The organism is Kitasatospora sp. NPDC089913 (assembly GCF_044748625.1).
In the GTDB taxonomy this organism is placed as follows: Bacteria; Actinomycetota; Actinomycetes; order Streptomycetales; family Streptomycetaceae; genus Kitasatospora.
The window spans coordinates 54351-75284 of the sequence record NZ_JBIVGI010000011.1; the positions used below are offsets into that span (position 1 = coordinate 54351).

Annotated in this window: 14 protein-coding genes; 4 read left to right on the top strand and 10 right to left on the bottom strand. The window is 76.1% G+C overall.

From position 1 onward, the window contains the following. Positions 1-3: 3 nt before the first annotated feature. A complete protein-coding gene (locus tag ACIPYS_RS18600) occupies positions 4-1470 on the bottom strand; it encodes a DUF6350 family protein (protein ID WP_400747330.1) in 1467 nt (488 codons plus the stop codon). A gap of 135 nt (positions 1471-1605) precedes the next feature. Here ACIPYS_RS18600 and ACIPYS_RS18605 point away from each other — a divergent pair, with 135 nt between their 5' ends. Next, positions 1606-3579, top strand: a complete 1974-nt coding sequence (locus ACIPYS_RS18605) for a sigma factor-like helix-turn-helix DNA-binding protein (RefSeq protein ID WP_400747332.1) — start codon at positions 1606-1608, stop codon at positions 3577-3579. Between the two features lie 150 nt (positions 3580-3729). On the opposite strand, the gene sucD is transcribed toward ACIPYS_RS18605, so the two are convergent. The 5 genes from sucD to ACIPYS_RS18630 all read right to left on the bottom strand — a co-directional run bounded on the left by sucD (position 3730) and on the right by ACIPYS_RS18630 (position 10948). Further along, positions 3730-4614 (bottom strand): succinate--CoA ligase subunit alpha, encoded by an 885-nt coding sequence (gene sucD, locus ACIPYS_RS18610; RefSeq protein ID WP_030393363.1) that lies wholly within the window; start codon positions 4612-4614, stop codon positions 3730-3732. A gap of 19 nt (positions 4615-4633) precedes the next feature. After that, positions 4634-5806 (bottom strand): ADP-forming succinate--CoA ligase subunit beta, encoded by a 1173-nt coding sequence (sucC, locus tag ACIPYS_RS18615; RefSeq protein ID WP_093861762.1) that lies wholly within the window; start codon positions 5804-5806, stop codon positions 4634-4636. Between the two features lie 365 nt (positions 5807-6171). Then, complete coding sequence (locus ACIPYS_RS18620) at positions 6172-7362, bottom strand: VWA domain-containing protein (RefSeq protein WP_400747335.1); 1191 nt, start codon at positions 7360-7362, stop codon at positions 6172-6174. A 90-nt stretch (positions 7363-7452) separates the two neighbouring features. After that, entirely contained in the window at positions 7453-9801 is a 2349-nt protein-coding gene (locus ACIPYS_RS18625; RefSeq protein WP_400747337.1) for a DUF5682 family protein, read from the bottom strand. A gap of 52 nt (positions 9802-9853) precedes the next feature. Continuing rightward, a complete protein-coding gene (locus ACIPYS_RS18630) occupies positions 9854-10948 on the bottom strand; it encodes an AAA family ATPase (RefSeq protein WP_093861759.1) in 1095 nt (364 codons plus the stop codon). Between the two features lie 190 nt (positions 10949-11138). Here ACIPYS_RS18630 and ACIPYS_RS18635 point away from each other — a divergent pair, with 190 nt between their 5' ends. After that, positions 11139-12464: an SWIM zinc finger family protein gene (locus tag ACIPYS_RS18635; protein WP_093861758.1), complete on the top strand. Its 1326-nt coding sequence runs from the start codon at positions 11139-11141 to the stop codon at positions 12462-12464. 127 nt (positions 12465-12591) lie between these two features. Further along, positions 12592-14172 (top strand): DUF5691 domain-containing protein, encoded by a 1581-nt coding sequence (locus tag ACIPYS_RS18640; RefSeq protein ID WP_400747340.1) that lies wholly within the window; start codon positions 12592-12594, stop codon positions 14170-14172. 91 nt (positions 14173-14263) lie between these two features. On the opposite strand, the gene ACIPYS_RS18645 is transcribed toward ACIPYS_RS18640, so the two are convergent. Next, positions 14264-14671, bottom strand: a complete 408-nt coding sequence (locus ACIPYS_RS18645) for a cobalamin B12-binding domain-containing protein (protein ID WP_030393356.1) — start codon at positions 14669-14671, stop codon at positions 14264-14266. A 297-nt stretch (positions 14672-14968) separates the two neighbouring features. On the opposite strand from ACIPYS_RS18645, the gene ACIPYS_RS18650 reads away from it, so the two are divergent. After that, positions 14969-15790 carry a M23 family metallopeptidase gene (locus ACIPYS_RS18650; protein ID WP_093861756.1) on the top strand — a complete coding sequence of 274 codons (822 nt, stop codon included), beginning with the start codon at positions 14969-14971 and terminating at the stop codon, positions 15788-15790. A 94-nt stretch (positions 15791-15884) separates the two neighbouring features. Here ACIPYS_RS18650 and pcrA read toward each other — a convergent pair whose 3' ends face one another. The 3 genes from pcrA to ACIPYS_RS18665 form a co-directional block, all read right to left on the bottom strand. Then, on the bottom strand, positions 15885-18560 hold the full coding sequence (gene pcrA, locus ACIPYS_RS18655) for a DNA helicase PcrA (RefSeq protein WP_093861755.1): 2676 nt from the start codon (positions 18558-18560) through the stop codon (positions 15885-15887). A 109-nt stretch (positions 18561-18669) separates the two neighbouring features. Further along, the gene (locus ACIPYS_RS18660) at positions 18670-19347 is read right to left on the bottom strand and encodes a response regulator transcription factor (protein ID WP_093861754.1); all 678 of its coding nucleotides are present in this window, start codon (positions 19345-19347) and stop codon (positions 18670-18672) included. Next, positions 19340-20761 (bottom strand): PspC domain-containing protein, encoded by a 1422-nt coding sequence (locus ACIPYS_RS18665; protein WP_400747498.1) that lies wholly within the window; start codon positions 20759-20761, stop codon positions 19340-19342. Before ACIPYS_RS18665 ends, ACIPYS_RS18660 begins: the two co-directional genes overlap by 8 nt. Positions 20762-20934 lie beyond the last annotated feature (173 nt).

A 20934-nucleotide genomic window follows, 5' to 3' on the forward strand; every position in this document is an offset into this window, starting at 1 on the left:
GGATCACCGCGCCCGGCCGCCGGGGACACCGGGGGTGTCCTGAGCCGCGGCGGTCGCCGGATCCGTCGCCGTGCCGGGGACTCCTGCCAGGCGGGTGACCGCCGCGTACGCGCGAGCGCGCAGCAGGAGTGCGCCCCGGCGGGCGGTCCCGGTGAGCGCCCCCGGCACGAGGGAGGCGCCCGCCCGCCACGAGCCGCGGGGGCCGCCCGCCGCCGGCCGCAGCGCCCGGGACCGCGCCAGCACCGCGACCGGGGCGGCCACCAGGGCGACCCAGCCCGCCGCCGCCGGCGCCGTCCACCAGGGCACCGGCCCCAGCTCCGCCATCCGGCCCGCCCCCAGCGCCCCGCCGGCGAGCCACCCCAGCCCCGCCGCCGCGGCACCGACCAGCAGCCCGGACACCAGCGCCGCCACCACCGTCGCCGTCACCGGCCACGGGCCGCCCGGCCGCACCGGCCCGGCGGCCCGCCCGCCGCCCGCCGAGGCGGCCCGGCCCAGCAGCAGCCCCGGCACCACGCCCGCCAGCGCGGGCAGCACGCACACCGCCAGCCGCCAGCCGCCCGCCCCCGGCTCCGGGAGCAGCGCGAACAGCGGGAACTCCGGCACCGGGCCCAGCGCCGTCCGCACCGGCGACACCACCGTCCCCGCACCCACCGCGAACCCCGGCCCGAGCGCGTACGCCGTGCCCCACAGCACCGTGTTCGGCAGCAGCACCAGGGTCAGCAGCAGCGCTCCCGCCACCGCCGCCGGCCCACCGGCGAGGACCGCCGACCCGGCGCCCCCGCCCACCGCGGTGAGCACCGCCGCCACCGCGACCACCAGTCCGCCGGCCGCCAGCAGCCCCGCCCCGGCCGCCAGCGCGGCGACCCGGACCACCGGCGCGCCACCGGTCGGCCGAACCCGCTCCGGCAACCCGGCCAGCGCCCGTTCCAGGGCCTCCGCCCCGACCGGGGCAGCCCCCGGCCGCCGCGCACCGGCCGCCACCGCCAGCCCGGCCACCAGCGCGACCGCCGCGAGATCGGCCACCACCCGGGCCCGGAACTCCCCCGCCCCCGCGCACTGCGCCACCACCGCGCAGGCCACCGCGCAGTAGCCCGCCCAGACCGCCCGGACCCCGCCGCGGCCCCCCGGCCGTCCCTCGCCGCGCGCCGCCACCCGACCGGCCGCCCGGTACAACTGGCCCACCGCCAGCAGCCCGAGCCCCAGCGGTGCGACCGAGAGCGGCACCCCGGCCGACCCGCGCAGCACCGGCGCACCGTGCCCCAGCAGCCACAACGCGGACGCCAGTCGCAGCGCGCCGGCCGCGCCGTCGTCCGCGAACGGGGTCACCACCCAGAGCCCGAGCACCGGAACGGTGACCACCGCCAGCCCGAGCAGGGCCGTCCGGACCCCGGTGAGCAGGGCGGAGAGGACGGGTCTGGCCCCCAGTTCGCCCGGCGCTCCCAGAATCGGACGACCCGTCAGCTGCGTCATGGGCCTCATCGTGCCAAGGCGACTCGCCATGCTCCGTGAAGAGGCAAACCGCCGGGGTGTCCCAGATTATTGGCTTATGCGCATTTTCAGACCATGCCCTCTCGCCGCCGCGACCGATCCGGCCCGGAGCGTCTGATGACCAAGCCCCCGACCGCCGCCCGCACCGGCACCCAGCCCTCACCTCCCGCCGCACCCGCCGCAGCCGCCGCCGCGCCCGCCCCGACGAACCGCGGCGGGAAGGGTCGCCCCGGGAAGCGCAAGGGCGGCCGGGGCCGGACCGGCACCACCACCGGGACGGAGGGGGCCGCGCAGAACGGCGGGGGGATGCCGAACGCGGACGCGGCGGCACTGCTGCGCCGGCTGACGGCCCGTGAGGCCGAGGCCTTCGCCCATCTCGCCGACGGCCGGGACCTCGCCGAGACCGCCGCCGCGCTGGGCGTCACCCCCACCACCGCCCGCAGCTACCAGCACCGGGCGCTGCGGAAGCTGGGCACCCGCACCCAGGCCGAGATCGCCGCTCTGGCCGCGCTGCTGCCGCCGCCGGGGCCGGGCGCCTCGTCGGCTCCGGCTCCGGCTCCGGCTCCGGCGAAGGCGAAGGCGTCGGCTCCCGCGAAGGCCGGGGCGGACGGCGACGGCCGCCGCCCGGTCGCGCCCGGGCACTCCCCGGGCCGGAAGGCCGCCCCGTCCCGGTCGGCACCCGCCGCTCCGACGGCCGGGCCCGCACGCACCGGCCGACCGACGGGGGCGGCGGCGAAGGGGACGACGACGCCCCGGAACACCCCGGCCGCGGCACCGGTGCCGCCCGCCCCCGGTCCGCAGCCCGCAAGGACCCGGCCGGACGCGGTCGGCGCGGCCGAGCCCACCGCCGCACAGCCGCCGGTCACCGCGCCCTCGCCCGCCCGGCCCACGCGGACGGGCAGAGGCCCCGAGCCCCGCCCGACGGGCGTCACCGGCGGGCCCGGACGCCGGTCCGGACCGGCGTCGGCATCGACACCCGCACCGGCTCCGGCCGCCGACGAGGCCGCGGCCGGACCGCCCCCCGACACCGGTGGACGCCCGCCGGCGACGTTCGACGAGGTGTACGAGGCGGCACACACCCGGCTGGTGCAGCAGGTGTTCCTGCTCACCGCGTGCAAGCACCGGGCGGTGCACTGCGTCGGGCGGGCGTTCGGCGAGGCGCGACGGCAGTGGCCGGAGGTGGCCGCCGGGGCCGAGCCCGAGCAGTGGGTGCGGACGCGGGCGTTCGAACTGGCGCTGTCCCCCTGGCACCGGGGCGGACCCCGGCGGGCGCACGCGTGGCGCTTGCCGCACCGGCGGATCAAGGTGCGGCCGGCGGACGAGGGCCAGGCGGTGCTGCCGGACCACGACCGCCTCACCGACCGGGACCGGGCCCTGCTCAAGGCGCTGCGCCGGCTCTCCCGTCCGCAGCGCCGGGCGCTGGTGCTGCACGACGGCCTGGGCCTGCCGGCCGCGGCGGTGGCGGTGGAGGTGGAGTCCACGGTCGCGGCCGCCGAGGGGCGGGTGTGGGCGGCGCGGACGGCGCTGACCCGCTGGGTCCCGGACCTGGTGGGGCCGGATCCGGCGGCGGAGGGGTTCGCGGACCGGCTGTGCGGGCTGCTGCACCGGGCCGCGGTGCGCGGGGTGCCGGAGCCGCACCGGCCGCCGGTGCCGCTGCTGCGGGCCCGGCAGGGGCTGGTGCACGCGGGCCGGACGGGAGCGGCGGCGCTGCTGACGGTGGCCGTCGGCGGCGCGGTGGCGGCGACGCTCGCGGGTGGCGGGCCGGGCGAGCTGTTCCGGCCGCCGGATCCGCCGCCGCCGGTGCTCTGCGCGCCCGTGCCGACGCTCGCGACCGAGCCGGAGGCACTGCTGCCGCTGCTCCCGGAGGGGGCGCCGTCCGGGATCCACAGCCTCTGGTGCTCGCCGACGCCGGGGCTGGAGCCGGTCGTGGTGGACCCGCCGCCGCCCCGGACGGACGGGCCGTACCGGCCGCCGGCGGGCGGGCGGGCCGGGGTGGCGCTGCCGCCGCCGGCCGCGGTGGCCCCGGAGCCTCCGGGCTGCGCCTCCTGGGTGCTGCGCCCCTGCCCGGCGGAGCACCGGCCGCCGCGCTGACCCCGGCCCCGCCCCCGGGAACGACGGCACCCCCGGGCACGACGGCGGCCCGGGGGAAGGCGGCGGCCCGGGGGAAGGCGGCGGCCCCGGGAACGCCAGCGCCCCCGCACCGGCGAGGCCGGGCGGGGGCGCTGTGCGAGCGGGGGGGCGTCAGCCCTTGAACAGCTCACGGGCCAGGCGGGCGGTCTCGGACGGCGTCTTGCCGACCTTGACACCGGCGGCCTCGAGGGCCTCCTTCTTCGCCTGGGCGGTGCCCGAGGAGCCGGAGACGATGGCGCCGGCGTGGCCCATGGTCTTGCCCTCCGGGGCGGTGAAGCCCGCGACGTAACCGACGACCGGCTTGGTGACGTGCTCGGCGATGTAGGCCGCGGCACGCTCCTCGGCGTCGCCGCCGATCTCACCGATCATGACGATGAGCTCGGTCTCCGGGTCCTCCTGGAACGCCTTGAGGGCGTCGATGTGGGTGGTGCCGATGACCGGGTCACCGCCGATGCCCACGGCCGAGGAGAAGCCGATGTCCCGCAGCTCGTACATGAGCTGGTAGGTCAGGGTGCCGGACTTCGAGACCAGACCGATCTTGCCGGCCTTGGTGATGTCGGCCGGGATGATGCCGGCGTTCGACTGTCCGGGGCTGATCAGGCCGGGGCAGTTCGGGCCGATGATCCGGGTCTTGTTGCCCTTCGAACCGGCGTAGGCCCAGAAGGCGGCGGTGTCGTGCACCGGGACGCCCTCGGTGATGACGACGGCCAGGCCGATCTCGGCGTCGATGGCCTCGACGACGGCGTCCTTGGTGAACTTCGGCGGCACGAAGATGACCGTGACATCGGCACCGGTCTTCTCGATGGCCTCGGCGACGGTGCCGAAGACGGGCACCTCGGTGCCGTCGACGTCAACGGTGGTGCCGGCCTTGCGCGGGTTGACACCGCCGACGATCTGGGTGCCGGAGGCGAGCATGCGGCGGGTGTGCTTCATGCCCTCGGAGCCGGTCATGCCCTGGACGATGACCTTGCTGTCCTTGGTAAGGAAGATAGCCATGGTGTGAAAGTCCCCTTCCTTACTTGTTGGCCAGCTCGGCGGCGCGGTCGGCCGCACCGTCCATGGTGTCCACCTGCTCGACGAGCGGGTGGTTGGCGTCGGTCAGGATCTGCCGGCCCAGCTCGGCGTTGTTGCCGTCGAGACGGACGACCAGCGGCTTGGTGACCGCCTCGCCCTTCTCCTCGAGCAGCGCGAGGGCCTGCACGATGCCGTTGGCGACCGCGTCGCACGCGGTGATGCCACCGAAGACGTTGACGAAGACCGACTTGACGTCGGCGTCGCCGAGGATGATCTCCAGGCCGTTCGCCATGACCTCGGCGGAGGCGCCGCCACCGATGTCGAGGAAGTTGGCGGGCTTGACGTTGCCGTGCTTCTCGCCGGCGTACGCGACCACGTCGAGGGTGCTCATGACGAGGCCCGCGCCGTTGCCGATGATGCCGACCGCACCGTCGAGCTTGACGTAGTTGAGGCCCTTGGCCTTGGCGGCGGCCTCCAGCGGGTTGGCCGCGGCCTTGTCCTCGAGCGCCTCGTGCTCGGGCTGGCGGAACTCGGCGTTCTCGTCCAGGGAGACCTTGCCGTCGAGCGCGATGATCTTGCCGTCACCGGACTTGATCAGCGGGTTGACCTCGACGAGGAGGGCGTCCTCCTTGATGAAGACGGTCCACAGCTTCTGCAGGACGTCGGCGACCTGGTCGGCGACCTCGGCCGGGAACTTCGCCGCGGCGACGATCTCGGCGGCCTTCTCCGGGGTGCAGCCCTCGTTGGCGTCGACCGGGATCTTGGCGAGCGCGTCGGGGTTCTCCTCGGCGACGACCTCGATCTCCACGCCGCCCTCGACGCTGGCCATGGCCAGGAAGGTGCGGTTGGTGCGGTCCAGCAGGAACGAGACGTAGTACTCGTCCTTGATGTCCGCGGTCTGGGCCAGCATCACCTTGTGCACGGTGTGGCCCTTGATGTCCATGCCGAGGATCTGCTCGGCCTTGGCGACGGCGTCCGCCGGGTCGGCGGCGAGCTTCACGCCGCCGGCCTTGCCTCGGCCTCCCACCTTCACCTGAGCCTTGACGACGGCGCGGCCGCCGAAGCGCTCGGCGATGGCGCGAGCCGCTTCGGGGGTCTCGATGACATCGCCGTCAAGCACGGGAACGCCGTGCTTGGCGAAGATGTCCCTCGCCTGGTACTCGAACAGGTCCACGTGTTTGTCCTTGTTCGTGGTCGCGGATTGTGTCTCTACGAGCGTGCCACGGCAGGATCTTCGCTGCGGGTCGTCGGGGCGGTGCGGGTACGCAGAGGTACGGCCTTGCGGCCCACACAGCCACGGGCGCACACGTCAATTCACACGCGCGTCACGTCCGTCTGGCAGGTTATCCCCGCCGGACGGGCCTGTTTCGCCCGGGGCCTGCCCGTCTTTGGTGAGAACCGTCACAGAAAGCCCGACAGGCGTGCGCCGGGCGCTCGGACCGGCGGGTTTGCTCGTCCACGCCCCATGTTCGCCCGTACGAGTGAGACCGGCGTGCGCCGGGCCGACCACCGCGGTCGCGGCCGCCGGGCGGCGGCCTTTCACACCCCCCGGTCCGGTACCGGGATCGGGCGCTTCCCGATCGCCGCCGCCATGATCTCCGGGAAGGCGTCGGGGGTGCACGCGAAGGCCGGGGCGCCGAGAGCGGCCAGTGCGGCGGCGTGCGCGTGGTCGTAGGCCGGCGCGCCCTCGTCGGAGAGCGCCAGCAGGGCGACGAACTCGACGCCCGCCGCCTTCATCGCGGCCACCCGCTTGAGCATCCCGTCCCGGATTCCGCCCTCGTAGAGGTCGCTGATCAGGACGACGACCGTCTCGGCCGGCCGGGTGATCCGGGACTGGCAGTAGGCCAGCGCCCGGTTGATGTCGGTGCCGCCGCCGAGCTGGGTCGCGAAGAGCACGTCGACCGGGTCGGCCAGCTGCTCGGTGAGGTCGACCACCGAGGTGTCGAAGACCACCAGCCGGGTGTCCAGGCTCTTCATCGAGGCGAGCACGGCACCGAACACCGCCGCGTGCACGACGGACGCAGCCATCGAACCGGACTGGTCGACGCAGAGCACCACGTCCTTCCTGACCGCGCGCCGGGCCCGGGCGAAGCCGACCAGCCGCTCGGGGACGACGGTGCCGTGCTCGGGCAGGTAGTTCCGCAGATTGGCCCGGACGGTGCGGTCCCAGTCGATGTCGCGGTGGCGCGGACGGCCGACCCGGGCGCTGCGGTCCAGCGCGCCGCCGACGGTGGCCCTGGTGCGGTCGGCCAGTCGGCGCTCCAGCTCGGCGACCACCGTGCCGACGACCGCGCGGGCGGTCTCCCGGGTGGTCTCGGGCAGCGCGTGCTTGAGCGAGAGCAGGGTGGCGACCAGGTGGACGTCCGGCTCGACGGCCTCCAGCATCTCCGGTTCCAGTAGCAGCTGCTCCAGCCCGAGCCGGGTGATCGCGTCCTGCTGCATCAACTGGACGACGGTGGACGGGAAGTACTCGCGGATGTCGCCCAGCCAGCGGGCCACCTGCGGGGCCGAGCCGCCCAGGCCCGCGGAGCGGCGCCCGGAGCGCGGCTGCCCGGACCGGCCCTCCTCGGGGGCGCCCCGGTAGAGCGCGGCGAGCGCGCCGTCCATCGCGGCGTCCCGGCCGTGCAGGGCGCGGCCGGTGCCGTCGGCCTCGCCGCCGAGGACCAGCCGCCAGCGGCGCAGCCGCTCGTCGGCGGGGGCGGTGGGGAGCAGGGGGGTGCCGGCGGTCATCGGGGGCTCCTCTGGGTGCGGTCTGCGTCTGCGGTCTGTGGTCTGCGGTCTGCGGGAGGGGACGGGACAGGACGGGGTGGCCGGTGGCCGTCAGGTGTCGCGGCCCCCGGCCTGCCGGGGGATCCTCGGGCGCTCGCCCCCGGGGCCGGCCCCGGCGCCCGGCCCGGTCGCGGCGGCGGTCGGCAGGCCGAGCAGCAGGGCGACCACCGGCAGCGCGGCGCCGGCCCGGTCGAGGTCCACCTCGGCGGCCTCCGCCGAGGGTCCGGCGTCGCCGGCGTCGAGCGGGCCGGCCGCCACCCGGCTGCCGACGGTGTGTCTGACCCCGGCCTCCAGGGTGGCGAAGGTGCGGCGCAGCAACGGCAGCAGATCGGTGAAGACCTCCGCCGGGACACCGGTCAGCCAGGCGTCCAGCAGGCCCAGCAGCCGGGGGTCGTGCAGCAGCAGCGTGCCGCCGCCGGACAGGAAGCCCTCGACCCACCCGGCCGCGTCCGCCGGGCTGTTGGCGGTGGAGAGCACCAGGCCGAGCCGCCGCCCGGCCTCCGCCGGGTCCAGCCGGCCGTCGTCCAGCAGCAGCCGGACGGCCCGCCCGCGCAGCAGTCCGGGCACGCCGGTGGCCGGTCCGCCGGAGGGCTCGCGCCGGGCGAGCGACCGCAGCGTGCCGGCCCAGCGGTCGGCGAGGTCGTCACCCCCGCCCAGCAGGCCGATCGCGGCATGCACCTCGTCGAGGTGGGCGCGCATCACGCCCGCACCGGCGGCGTCCAGGCCGGTGCAGGCGGGCGGCAGGCCGACCCGGATCCGGTCGGCGATCCCCCCGGCCACCTCGCCGAGGGCGCCGTGGTCGGTGCCCCGGACGTCGCCGTACCGCAGTGCGCGGACCAGCGCGGGCAGGGCGCGGGCCAGGTGGGCGACATCGGTGTCCAGTGCGGCGAGGTCGGCGAGCGCCCGCATCACGGCGGGCAGCGCCTCGGCCAGGCCGGCCACCAGGCAGGTCTCCACCAGCCCGGTGAGCTCGGCGAGTTCGGCCGCCGCCCGGGCGGTGCCGACGGCCTTGCCGACGGCGGCCCGCTCGACCGTGGTGCCCCACTGGGTGGCCTCGGCGATCCGCACGGCGAACTCGGGCTGCCAGCACAGCCGCCAGCTCTCCCGGAAGGTGCCGGTGGAGGCGACCCGGGAGCGGACCGGCACGCCCCAGTCGACGCCCAGCAGCCGCAGCCGGTGCAGCAGCCGGGAGCGGGCCGCGTCGGTCTCCTTGCGCAGGTCGAGGTCGAGGTCGCGCGGCTCGGGCACGGGCTTGAGCCGCAGGGTGCGCTGGAGCCGGGCCAGGTCGCGCTGGAGCGGGACGGCCGGCGCGTCCTCGGGCACCGAGCCGAGTGCGTCGCCGATCACCAGCCGGTCCTGGACCAGCGCCAGGGCGACGTCCGAGCCCTCGCACATCACCGCGCGGACGGCGTCCAGCGTCTCGGTGAGCCCGGCCAGCGGGCGGCCGCGCAGCCCGGCCAGGGCGCGGGCCAGCCGGACCGCCTCGATGACGTGCGCGGAGGAGACCGGGTGGTCCTCGGCGCGGAGCAGGCCGGCGGCCCGGGTGAGCCAGCCGGGCAGCGGGTCGCCGTCCGTCCGGTGCAGGTGGTGGTACCAGCCCGGGGAGACGATCCCGGCGCCGTAGCCGGCCAGTTGGGAGAGCCGGCGGTGCGTCCAGGGCACCCAGGTGATCTCGGTCCGCACCTTCTTCGGCAGCCCGGCGAGCAGCGCGCGGTCCTCGGCGACGGCCGGTGTCCGCGCCAGCGCCGGGACGTGGAAGGCGCCGCAGACCACCGCGATCCGGCGGTGGCCGGCCCGGCGGGCGGCGCGGATCCGGCCGCGCATGTACGCCTCGCGCTGCCGGTCGCGCAGGCTCTCCGCGCCGTCCTCGCGCAGCACCGCCATCGCCTCCGCGACGGCCGCGAACGGCGCGAGCGCGTCCTCGCCGTCGGCGGGGCGGCGGTGCTCGACGACGTCCTCCCACCAGCGCTCGGGGTCGTCGTGGCCGGCCGCCTCGGCGAGCCGGGCGATCGGGTCGCGCGGCAGGGCGGTGTCCTCCTCGGCGCCGCCGTCCCCGCCCTCCGCGCCCTCGGCGCCCTCGGCGAAGGAGTGGCCGGCCGGCAGGTCGACGAACTGGAGCGGCACCCCGCGGTCGACGGCGTACCGGATCGCCACCCACTCCGGCGAGAACTCGGCGAAGGGCCAGAACGCGGCCCGGGCCGGGTCGTCGGCCGCGTGGGCCAGCAGGGCGACCGGCGGCACCATGTCCTTCGCGGCGGCCAGCCCGAGGATCGGCTCGGCCTCCGGCGGCCCCTCCACCAGGACCGCGTCCGGCCGCAGCCGCTCCAGCGCGGCCGCCACCGCGCGGGCCGAGCCCGGTCCGTGGTGCCGTACTCCCAGCAGCGTCACCTCTGCGCTCATCGCGCCCTCCCTCCGGTTGTCGGCGAGTCCTGCGGTCCCGCGGCCCCGCGGCTCAGCGGGCGTTCTCTCGGGCGGCGCGGTAGAAGTCCTGCCAGCCGTCCCGCTCGCGGACCACGCCCTCGACGTACTCGCGCCAGATCTGCTGGTCGGCGGCGGGGTCGCGGACCACGGCGCCGATCACCCCGGCCGCGACGTCGCCGGCCCGCAGCACTCCGTCGCCGAAGTGCGCGGCGAGCGCCATGCCGTTGGTGACCACCGAGATGGCCTCGGCGGTGGACAGGGTGCCGCTCGGGGTCTTCACCTTGGTCCGCCCGTCGGTGGTGAGGCCGGCCCGCAGCTCCCGGAAGACGGTCACCACCCGCCTGATCTCCTGTGCTCCGCCCGGCAGTTCGGGCAGCTGGAGCGAGCGGCCGAGCTGCTCGACCCGGCGGGTGACGATCTCGACCTCCTCCTCCAGCGAGCCCGGCAGCGGCAGCACCACGGTGTTGAAGCGGCGGCGCAGCGCGCTGGACAGCTCGTTGACCCCCCGGTCGCGGTCGTTGGCGGTGGCGATGACGTTGAAGCCGCGCACGGCCTGGGTCTCGGTGCCCAGCTCCGGGATCGGCAGGGTCTTCTCGGACAGGATGGTGATCAGACCGTCCTGGACATCCGCGGGGATGCGAGTGAGCTCCTCGACCCGGGCGATCCGGCCGTCCGCCATCGCCCGCATCAGCGGCGAGGGGACGAGCGCCTCCCGGCTGGGCCCGTCGGTGAGCAGCCGGGCGTAGTTCCAGCCGTAGCGGACCGCCTCCTCCGGGGTGCCCGCGGTGCCCTGCACCAGCAGCGTGGAGTCGCCGCTGATCGCCGCCGCCAGGTGCTCGGACACCCAGGTCTTGGCGGTGCCCGGCACTCCGAGCAACAGCAGCGCCCGGTCGGTGGCGAGCGTGGTGACGGCGACCTCCACCACCCGGCGCGGGCCGATGTACTTGGGCGTGATCACGGTGCCGTCGGCCAGTTCGCCGCCCAGCAAGTAGGTGGCGACGGCCCACGGGGAGAGCCGCCAGCGCTCCGGGCGCGGACGGTCGTCCAGGGCCGCCAGCGCGGCCAGCTCGGCGGCGAACGCGTCCTCCGCGTGCTGCCGCAGGACATCGGTCACGAGGTCGGTCATCGGGGCCCCTTCGGGTCGGCCCTCCGGGCACACGGATGCCCGGGCGGCGGGATGGTCGGGGGAGCCGGATCGGCGTCCCGGCCTGCGGGAACCAGCCTGCACCGGACCACTGACAATCCTGACCGGACCTCAGTTCGGTTCGTCCGGCGGCCGGGTCGGCCTGTCAGACCCGGCACCTAACGTCGTCGCCATGGAGGAACGCTGGAGCACCGAACACGTCCTGTCCCTCGCGCCCGACGCCGCCTCGCGGAAGGCCGCGGGCAAGCTCTCCACGTCCGCGCCCTGGTCCGCCGCGGGCACCGACGGCGAAGCGGTCTGGGGCGAGTGCCGGGGCAGCGGCGGCACGCCGTACCGCACGGTCGTCGAACTCGCCGCGCCCGCCTACCGGTGCAGCTGCCCGAGCCGGAAGTTCCCGTGCAAGCACGCGCTCGGACTGCTGCTGCTCTGGAGCGGCTCCCCCGACGCCGTGCCGGACGGCGCCGAGCCCGCCGACTGGGCCGCCGAATGGCTGAAGGAGCGCCAGGAGCGCTCCGGGCAGCGGGCCGGGCGGGCGGCGGCGCCGGCCGACCCGGCCGCCGCCCTGCGCCGCGCCGGGAAGCGCTCCGCCCGGGTCGCGGCCGGCGCCGCCGAACTGCGGCTGCGGCTCGCCGACCGGGTCCGGCACGGCCTCGCCGACCGCTCCACCGCCGGCCCCTGGGAGGAGGTCGCGGCCCGCATGGTCGACGCCCAGGCGCCCGGACTGGCCACCAGGGTCCGCGAACTCGACGCGCTGCCGCAGCACCGGCTGCTGGAGGAGTACGCGATGCTGCACCTGCTCGCCACCGCCGCGACCCGCCTCGACGAGCTGCCCGCGCCGCTCGCCGCGACCGTGCGCGCCCGAGTCGGCTACACCACCGAGACCGCAGAGCTGCTGGCCGGCCCGACCGTCCGGGACCGCTGGCAGGTGCTCGGCAGCCGCACCTCGCCGATGGAGGGCGGCGCCGACGAACGGCTGACCACCCGTCGGCTCTGGCTGCACGGCGCCAAGACCGGCCGCCAGGCCCTGCTGATCGCCTTCGGCCGCCCCGGGCAGGCGCCCGAACTCGCCCTGCCCACCGGCCGGGTGGTCGAGGCCGAGCTGGCCTTCCACCCCGGAGCCCGCCCGCTGCGGGCGGTCCTCGGCACCCGCTACGGCGCGCCGGGGGCCGCGCCCGACGGCCCGCCGGCCGGCCTGGGCGTCGCCGAGGCGGCGGCCGGCTACGGCACCGCGGTGGCCGACGACCCGTGGCTGGACGCCTGGCCGACCGTGCTCACCGGGGTCGTGCCGGTGCTCTCCCCCGAGGGCTGGCAGCTCACCGACGGCCGCCACACCGCCCCGGTGCACCGCGCGGCCGTCACCGAGGCCGCGCTGTGGCGGCTCGCCGCCGTCTCCACCGGCCGGCCCGTCACCGTCTTCGGCGAGTACGGCCACCAGGGCTTCGCCCCGGTCACCGCCTGGGGCGCGGACGGCCGCCCGATCGGCCTCACCGCGCCCTGAGCCGGCCGCCCCGGGCCCGCGCGCCACCGCCGGACCCGACCGGCCCGAACCGGCCCGACCCGACCGAACCCGCCCGACGTCCGACCCGACGTCCGACCCGACCCGTTCCACCGGAGGAGGAGGCCCCGTGCCCGACCCCTGGGAGTCCCTGCAGACCGCCGCCCTGCTGGGCACCGACCGCCGACCGCTCCCCGCGCCCGGCCCGGCCGCCCCGTACGACGGCGCCGTCGACCGCGCCGACCCGGCCACCGCCCTGCTCGAACTCGCCGCCCTGGAGACGGTCCGCCGCCGCGCCGGCGCGCTGCCCGCCCCGGCGGACGGCCCGCCCGCCGCCCCGGCCGCCGAGGACCACCGGACCGAGCTGCCCGCCGCGGCCGCCCGCCGGCTCTCGCTGCTGCTCTCCACCCGCGGCACCGGCGGGGGAGTTCTCGCCAACCTCGGCGAGCTGCTCCCGCAGTGGCTCGCCACCGCCCGCGACCGCGGCTACCGCGTGCCCGCCGCGAGCGTCCCCGCCCTGCTGGACGCCGCCCGCGCCCGCAGCGAACTGCGCCCGGACGCGGTCGCGCTGGCCGGCCCGCTCGGCCGCTGGCTCGCCGAGCGCAATCCGGACTGGCGGTTCGTGCAGCGCGCCGCCCGGCCCCCGGCACCGGCGGCGGACACCGCCCCCGCCGAGGGGGACCAGCTCTGGCACGAGGGACTGTTCGCCGAGCGGGTCACCCACCTCACCCTGCTCCGCCGCCGCGACCCGGCGGCCGGCCTGGCGCTGCTGCGCGGCACCTGGCCCACCGAACGGGCCGAGGACCGGCTGCTGTTCCTGGACGCCCTCCAGGAGGGCCTCTCGCCCGCCGACGAGCCGTTCCTGGAGGCCGCGCTGGGCGACCGCAGCAAGAACGTCCGGGCCACCGCCGCCGAGCTGCTCTCCACCCTGCCCGGCTCCGCGCTGGCCGCCCGGATGGCCGAGCGCGCCCGCACCGCCGTCCGGCTCTCCGAGCACGGCACCCATCTGCTGGTCACTCCGCCGGCCGCCTGCGACCCCGCCATGCAGCGCGACGGCATACCGCCCAAGTCGCCCACCGGGCGCGGCGAACGGGCCTGGTGGTTCGGCGAGGTGATCGCCGCCGCGCCACTGGCCCTGTGGACCGCGCACACCGGCCTGACGCCGGAGCGGCTGCTCGGCCTGCGGGTCGGCGACGCCATCGACGAGACCAGCAGCACCTGGGCGGACGACCTGCGCGAGGCCTGGGCCCGGGCCGCCGTCCGCCAGCAGGACCCCGACTGGGCGCGCGCCCTGCTCGGCCCCCCGCCCGTCCCCGGTCCCGGGCGGACGGCCCGCGCCACCGGCGCCCCGGCCAAGCTGCTCGCGGTGCTCCCGCCCGCCGAACGCGCCGTCTGGACGGCCGCCTTCGTCGAGGCGCACGGCCTGGGGGACGCCTTCCAGCTGCTCGGGGCCTGCGCCACCCCGTGGACGCCGCCGCTCTCCACCGCCGTGGTCGGGGCCCTGGCCCGGGCGGCCGGTTCCGGGGCCTACCCGTGGAGCCACAGCGGCGTGCTGGGCATGACCGAGCGGGCGCTCTCGCCGACGGCCGCCGGGGCGGTCGAGGAGCTGGCCGCCGGGGCCGCGCCCGCCACCGCCTGGGGCGAGACCTTCACCCGGCTGGCCGGGACGCTGCGGTTCCGCGAGGCGATGCTCGCCGAGCTGGCGGCCTGACCCGGGCCCGCCCCGGCCCGTGGGGCGATGCCGCGCGGGGGGATGCGGCGCGGGCCGAACCAGCCGGGGCCGAACGGCCCCGGCCCGGCCGTCAGCCGGCGGCGCGCAGGTTGGCCGTGACCCAGGCGACCACCTCGGTGGTCGGAGTGCCCGGGGTGAAGATGTCGGCGACGCCCATCGCCTTCAGCTCGACGATGTCCTCGGGCGGGATGATCCCGCCGCAGAACACCTTGATGTCCGCCGCGTCCCGCTCCTTCAGCAGCTCCAGCACCCGCGTGCACAGGCTCATGTGCGCGCCGGACAGGATCGACAGGCCGATGCCGTCGGCGTCCTCCTGGATCGCGGTGTCGACCACCTGCTCCGGCGTCTGGTGCAGGCCGGTGTAGATGACCTCCATGCCGGCGTCGCGCAGGGCGCGCGCGATGACCTTGGCGCCTCGGTCGTGCCCGTCGAGCCCCGGCTTGGCGACCACCACGCGGATCGGTCCTGACACACCCATCACTGCCTCCTGGACCTCGTCGTCCATCACCCCGCCGGGCCTTGTGGGCATGGGCCGGAGTTAACGAGCAATAACCAATCTGAGGGGAGGTTAGCGCCACCCGCCCCGGTTGGGCCCGCCGCCCCTCAAGAGGAGGGGAAAATCACAGGCGGCCACCGCCCCTCCCCCGGTTCTACCCCCGCAAGCGCACGCCCACAGCCCCTTGACAACCGGACTTTTGTCCGGATGTCGGGCTTGCGGCTACAGTCTCGGTCGTTTACCCCCTCGCCCGACGACGCGCCCGAGGAGGCAGCCGCGATGGCTCCCGAAGCCGCACCTCGCCCGACCCGTGCGGAACTGCGCGTCGCCGCCCGTGAGCAGTCCCGGGCCCAGCGCCGCGACGCCGCCAAGGCCGCGACCCGGACGGCGCTGCTGCGGGTCGCGCTGCCCTCGGTGGCCGCGCTCGGTGTCGCGGCCGCGGCCGCCGTCACCGTCCAGGGCGAGGCCGACCAGCAGCGGGCCCAGGCCGCCGGCCGGATCCCCGAGCAGACCACCGCCGCCGGCGCCGCGGACAACGCCCAGGCCACCCAGGCCGCCCAGCAGGCGCTCGCCGCCGCCGGCGCCCAGGCCGCCTCCCGGGGCGACGCCCGCCAGCCGCTCACCGGCACCCAGGCCGGGGACGGTCCCGCCGGTCAGCCCGCCGCCCAGGTCGCCACGACCGACCAGGCCCCGCCGGAGCGCCCGAAGATCGCGATGCCGGTGGCCCAGCACGGCCTGGGCGAGGTCTTCGGCGCGGCCGGCACCCACTGGGCGAAGCGGCACACCGGCATCGACTTCCCGGTGGACGGCGGCACCGCCGTCATGGCCGTCACGGACGGCACGATCCGGACCCAGTGGAACCCCTCGTACGGCTACATGACCATACTCAAGATGGCCGACGGCACCGAGGCCTGGTACTGCCACCTGCGGTCGTACAAGATCCGCAAGGGCACGGTGAAGGCGGGCGACGTCATCGCCTTCGTCGGCAGCAGCGGCAACAGCACCGGACCGCACCTGCACTTCGAGATCCGCCCGGCCGACGGCGGCGCCCCCGTCGACCCGCTGCCCTGGTTCCTCGCCCAGGGCCTCGACCCGCGCTGAGACAGCGCGGGCCGGGTGGTCCGAGCGAGCGGTCGGACCCCGGTCGGGCCCGGGTCGGGCACCGGACCGGGCACCGGACCGGATCGCGCCCCGGTCAGAGCTTCTCCACCGGCGCGTAGCGCAGCAGCAGCTGCTTGCGGCCCTCCGTACCGAAGTCCACGGTGGCCTGCGCCTTGTCGCCGACCCCGGCGGTGGCCACCACCGTGCCCAGCCCGAAGGTGTCGTGGGTGACCCGGTCGCCGACCGCCAGCGCGACCACCTCCCGCTCCACCGCCGCGCCCGCACGGCGCGCCGACTGCCCCCAGCCCGCCTTCGGCGAGGCCGCCGCCGTACCGCGCGCGGAACCCCCGCGCGACGAACCGCCCGAGCCGCCGGAACCGCCCGAGGACCTCCCGCCCCAGGACGACCCCGAGGAGAAGCCGCGCGCGGCCGGCGCCGGGGCGCCCCCGGTGCGCTTCCACTCCACCAGCGTCTCCGGGATCTCCTCCAGGAACCGCGAGGCCGGGTTGTACGCCGGCTGCCCCCAGGCGCTGCGCAGCACCGACCTGGTCAGGTAGAGCCGCTGCCGGGCCCGGGTGAGTCCGACGTAGGCGAGCCGCCGCTCCTCCTCCAGCTCCTTGACCTGGTTGAGCGCCCGCATGTGCGGGAAGATGCCGTCCTCCATGCCGGTCAGGAAGACCACCGGGAACTCCAGGCCCTTGGCGGTGTGCAGGGTCATCATCGTGATGACGCCCCGGCCCTCGCCGTCCCCGTCCGGGCTTCCTCCTGCTGTCCCGGACTGCTGCGCATCCGGGATCTGGTCGGAGTCGGCGACCAGCGCGACCCGCTCCAGGAAGTCGGGCAGCGAGCCGACCGGCGGCGCGCCGTCCTCCCCCGCGTCCGGGCGCTCGCCCGGGTCCTGCTCGTACTCCAGGGCGACCGAGGCCAGCTCCTGGAGGTTCTCCACCCTGGTCTCGTCCTGCGGGTCGGTGGAGGCCTGGAGCTCGGCCAGGTAGCCGGTCTCCTCCAGCACCGCCTCCAGCACCGCGGCCGGTCCCGCCCCGGACTCGACGACCTGGCGCAGCCCGGCCATCAGCTCGTTGAACTTCTTCACCGCGTTGGCCGAGCGCGCGGCCATGCCGTACGCCTCGTCCACCCGCCGCAGCGCCTGCGCGAAGGAGATCCGCTCGCGGGCGGCCAGCGCGTCGATCATCGCCTCGGCTCGCTCGCCGATGCCGCGCTTGGGCACGTTGAGGATCCGGCGCAGCGGCACGGTGTCCTCGGGGTTGGACAGCACCCGCAGGTAGGCGAGGACGTCCTTGACCTCCTTGCGCTCGTAGAAGCGCACCCCGCCGACGACCTTGTACGGCAGGCCGACCCGGATGAACACCTCTTCGAAGACGCGGGACTGCGCGTTGGTCCGGTAGAAGATCGCGACGTCCCCGGGCCTGGCCGCGTCCGCGTCGGTGAGCCGGTCGATCTCGTCGGCGATGAACTGGGCCTCGCCGTGCTCGTCGTCCGCGACGTAGCCGACGACCTTCTCGCCGTCGTCGCCGGCCGTCCAGAGCTTCTTCGCGCGCCGGTTGGCGTTGCGCTCGATGACCGCGTTGGCGGCGCTCAGGATGGTCTGGGTGGAGCGGTAGTTCTGCTCCAGCAGGATCGTGGTGGCGTTCGGGTAGTCCTCCTCGAACTGGAGGATGTTGCGGATCGTCGCGCCGCGGAAGGCGTAGATCGACTGGTCCGCGTCACCGACCACGCACAGCTCGGCGGGCGGCACCTCGGCGAGCCGGCCGGCCGCCGGGTCGACGAGGTCGCCGTCGACGGTGCGCTTCGGCGCGGCGGCGACCGCGCCGCCGCTCAGCTCCCGGACCAGCATGTACTGGGCGTGGTTGGTGTCCTGGTACTCGTCGACCAGGATGTGCCGGAACCGCCGCCGGTAGTGCTCCGCGACGTCGGGGAAGGCCTGGAGCAGGTTCACCGTCGTCATGATGATGTCGTCGAAGTCGAGCGCGTTGGCCTCGCGCAGCCGCCGCTGGTAGAGGAAGTACGCCTCGGCGAGCTTCTTCTCCATCGGGTTGGCGGCCTGGTCGGCGTAGGTCTCCTCGTCGATCAGCTCGTTCTTGAGGTTGCTGACCTTCGAGGTGAAGGACTTCGGCGGGTACTGCTTCGGATCCAGGTCGAGGTCGCGGCAGACCAGGGCCATCAGCCGCTGCGAGTCGGCCGAGTCGTAGATCGAGAACGACGAGGTGAAGCCGAGCACCTTGGACTCGCGGCGCAGGATCCGCACACAGGCGCTGTGGAAGGTGGACACCCACATCGCCCGGGCGCGCGGGCCGACCAGCTGCTCGACGCGCTCGCGCATCTCGCCGGCCGCCTTGTTGGTGAAGGTGATCGCCAGGACCTCGCCGGGCTGGACTCCGCGGGCGCCGAGCAGGTGGGCGATCCGGTGGGTGAGCACCCTGGTCTTGCCGGAGCCGGCGCCGGCCACGATCAGCAGCGGCGAGCCGGCGTGCAGCACGGCCTCGCGCTGCGGGTCGTTCATGCCCTCCAGCAGCGCCGCCGGGTCGATCACCGGGCGGGCGGCGCCGTTGCGGTAGAAGGCGTCCCGCTCGGCCTGCGCGGCGTGGTCGGTGTGGAACAGCCCCTCGGGGATCGCCTCCTCGAAGGCGTCGTACGGGACGTCGTCCTCGTACGGCGGCGGCTCCTCGTCGATCGGCGGCGCGGGCTGCTTCGACCCGGCGGCGGGGGCCTCGAAACCGGGGAGCGGGAGGTCGTCAAAGAGGCTATTCATGGCAATGACGAGTCTATGGCCACCCACCGACAACCCCGCCCGGCCCCCGCCCGGCCCCCCGGACCGGGAGGGGCGGGACGGGGCCGCCGCCGGTCGGACCAGCCGGCGGTCAGACCAGCCGGCGGGCGGTCGCCCAGCGGGTCAGCTCGTGCCGGTTGCTCAGCTGGAGCTTGCGCAGCACCGCCGAGACGTGGCTCTCCACCGTCTTCACCGAGATGAACAGCTGCTTGGCGATCTCCTTGTACGCGTACCCCCGGGCGATCAGCCGCAGCACCTCGCGCTCGCGCTGGGTGAGGCGGTCCAGGTCCTCGTCCACCGGCGGGGTGTCGGTCGCCGCGAAGGCGTCCAGCACGAACCCGGCCAGCCGGGGCGAGAAGACCGCGTCCCCGTCGCCGATCCGGAAGATCGCGTCGACCAGGTCGGTCCCGGTGATCGTCTTGGTGACGTAGCCGCGCGCACCGCCGCGGATCACGCCGATCACGTCCTCCGCCGCATCCGAGACGGAGAGCGCCAGGAAGCGCACCCCTCCCGGGTCGCCCATCAGCCCGGCCGAGCGCCGCAGCACCTCGACGCCGCCCCCGCCGGGCAGGTGGACGTCCAGCAGCACCACGTCCGGCCGCGTCTCGGCCACCACCCGGACCGCGGACTCCACGTCGTCGGCCTCGCCGACCACGTCGATACCGGTCGTCTCGGTGCGCCCGATCTCGGCCCTCACCCCCGTCCGGAACATCCGGTGGTCGTCCACCAGCACGACCCTCGCCCGGCGCTCCGGCGCTGCCTCAGTCATTGGCCCTCTCCATCTCCAGCTCGACCTCGGTCCCGCCGTCCGGCGCGGGCCGCACCCGTGCGGTGCCGCCGTTGCGCTTCATCCGGCCGAGGATCGACTCGCGTACGCCCATCCGGTCCTCGGGCACCGTGTCCGGGTCGAAACCCGGTCCGTGGTCGCGGACGAACACCATCACGGTCCTCCCCTCGACCTCGGCGTAGACCTGGACCGGTCCCCCGCCACCGTACTTGGCCGCGTTGACGGTCGCCTCCCTCGCGGCCTGCATCTGGGCCGCGATCCGGTCGTCCATCGGGCAGTCGCCGACGACGACCGCCTCGACCGGGACCCCGTGCCGGTCCTCGACCTCGGCGACCACCGCCCGCAGGCTCTCCGCCATGGTGTCCGGCGCCGCCTCGGCGACCGCCTCGGGGCGGTAGAGCCACAGCCGCAGTTCGCGCTCCTGGGCGCGGGCGAGCCGCAGCACCTCCTTGGGATCCTCGGCCCGGCGCTGGATCAGGGTCAGCGTGTGCAGCACCGAGTCGTGCACGTGGGCGGCGATCTCGGCGCGCTCCTGGGCCCGGATGCGGGCGGTGCGCTCGGCGCCGAGGTCCTGCCACATCCGCAGCGCGTACGGCCCCACCAGCACCAGCACACCCGCGAGCACCGCCAGCGAGGCCTCGACCACCGAGCCGATGGTCGAGCCGCTGCCCTGGGTCGCGAGGAAGGCGATGATGCCGGCCACCACCAGCAGCACGCCCGCGCCGACCCGGGTGTAGGCGCCGCGCCGCTTCTCGCCCTCCTCCAGACCGAACCAGCGCTGCCAGCGCGAGTCGTCGGCCTGCCGCCAGACCAGCGCCACACCGACGCCGATCGCCAGCAGCGGCCAGGTGTACGGCTTGGCGGTCTGCACGTTGAGCGCATTGAGCAGCGCGATCACGCCGATCACCAGCATCACCAGGGCGGCCAGCTGACCGAGGCCGCCCTGCCGCTGGCCCCGGCCGGTACCGGCCGGCTGGGTACCGGCCGCCGCGGCCGCCGGCGCCTCGCCCAGCTCGACCGGCTCGCCGCGGAGCGTGTGCTGCAGCACCTCGCGCATCCGGCCGATCCACCCGCCGCGCCGGCCGCCGTCCTTGTTCAGCTCCCCGCCGCGTCGGCCGCCGCCCTTGCCCAGCTCCCCGCCCGCCACCGTCCCGGCACCCACCGGGACGAAGGTGCCGTTGACGTACAGCCAGTGCGGGCCGCCGCCGCGCGGGGCCGGCTCGCCGATGCCGATCGGCACCACGAACCAGAACGCCGCGTACAGCAGCCCGCCGAGTCCCTGGGCGAAGAACAGCACCACGAAGGCGATCCGGACCCAGCTGACGGGCAGTCCGAGGTGGACGGCCAGTCCGTGCGCGACGCCGCCGAGCATCCGCCCCTGCGGGCTGCGGTACAGCCGGCGGTACGGGGGCCTGCCGTCGCCGGGGGCGGACGGGTCGCCGCCCCCGGCCGACGCGGGCTCGGGGGCTGGGGAACGGGGATCGGAACCGGGTGCTGCCACGGCACCGATCGTTCCACGCGGGCGGACCCGCACGCATCAGGGTGGAGCCCTGACCCTTCTCAGGGACA

Excerpts from the sequence above, each read along its gene's own strand:
- ACIPYS_RS18645 (WP_030393356.1), bottom strand. The coding sequence starts at position 14,671 with ATGGGTGTGTCAGGACCGATCCGCGTGGTGGTCGCCAAGCCGGGGCTC.
- sucD (WP_030393363.1), bottom strand. The coding sequence starts at position 4,614 with ATGGCTATCTTCCTTACCAAGGACAGCAAGGTCATCGTCCAGGGCATG.
- ACIPYS_RS18600 (WP_400747330.1), bottom strand. The coding sequence starts at position 1,470 with ATGACGCAGCTGACGGGTCGTCCGATTCTGGGAGCGCCGGGCGAACTG.
- ACIPYS_RS18630 (WP_093861759.1), bottom strand. The coding sequence starts at position 10,948 with ATGACCGACCTCGTGACCGATGTCCTGCGGCAGCACGCGGAGGACGCG.
- ACIPYS_RS18605 (WP_400747332.1), top strand. The coding sequence starts at position 1,606 with ATGACCAAGCCCCCGACCGCCGCCCGCACCGGCACCCAGCCCTCACCT.
- pcrA (WP_093861755.1), bottom strand. The coding sequence starts at position 18,560 with ATGAATAGCCTCTTTGACGACCTCCCGCTCCCCGGTTTCGAGGCCCCC.
- ACIPYS_RS18635 (WP_093861758.1), top strand. The coding sequence starts at position 11,139 with ATGGAGGAACGCTGGAGCACCGAACACGTCCTGTCCCTCGCGCCCGAC.
- ACIPYS_RS18650 (WP_093861756.1), top strand. The coding sequence starts at position 14,969 with ATGGCTCCCGAAGCCGCACCTCGCCCGACCCGTGCGGAACTGCGCGTC.
- ACIPYS_RS18660 (WP_093861754.1), bottom strand. The coding sequence starts at position 19,347 with ATGACTGAGGCAGCGCCGGAGCGCCGGGCGAGGGTCGTGCTGGTGGAC.
- ACIPYS_RS18625 (WP_400747337.1), bottom strand. The coding sequence starts at position 9,801 with ATGAGCGCAGAGGTGACGCTGCTGGGAGTACGGCACCACGGACCGGGC.
- ACIPYS_RS18620 (WP_400747335.1), bottom strand. The coding sequence starts at position 7,362 with ATGACCGCCGGCACCCCCCTGCTCCCCACCGCCCCCGCCGACGAGCGG.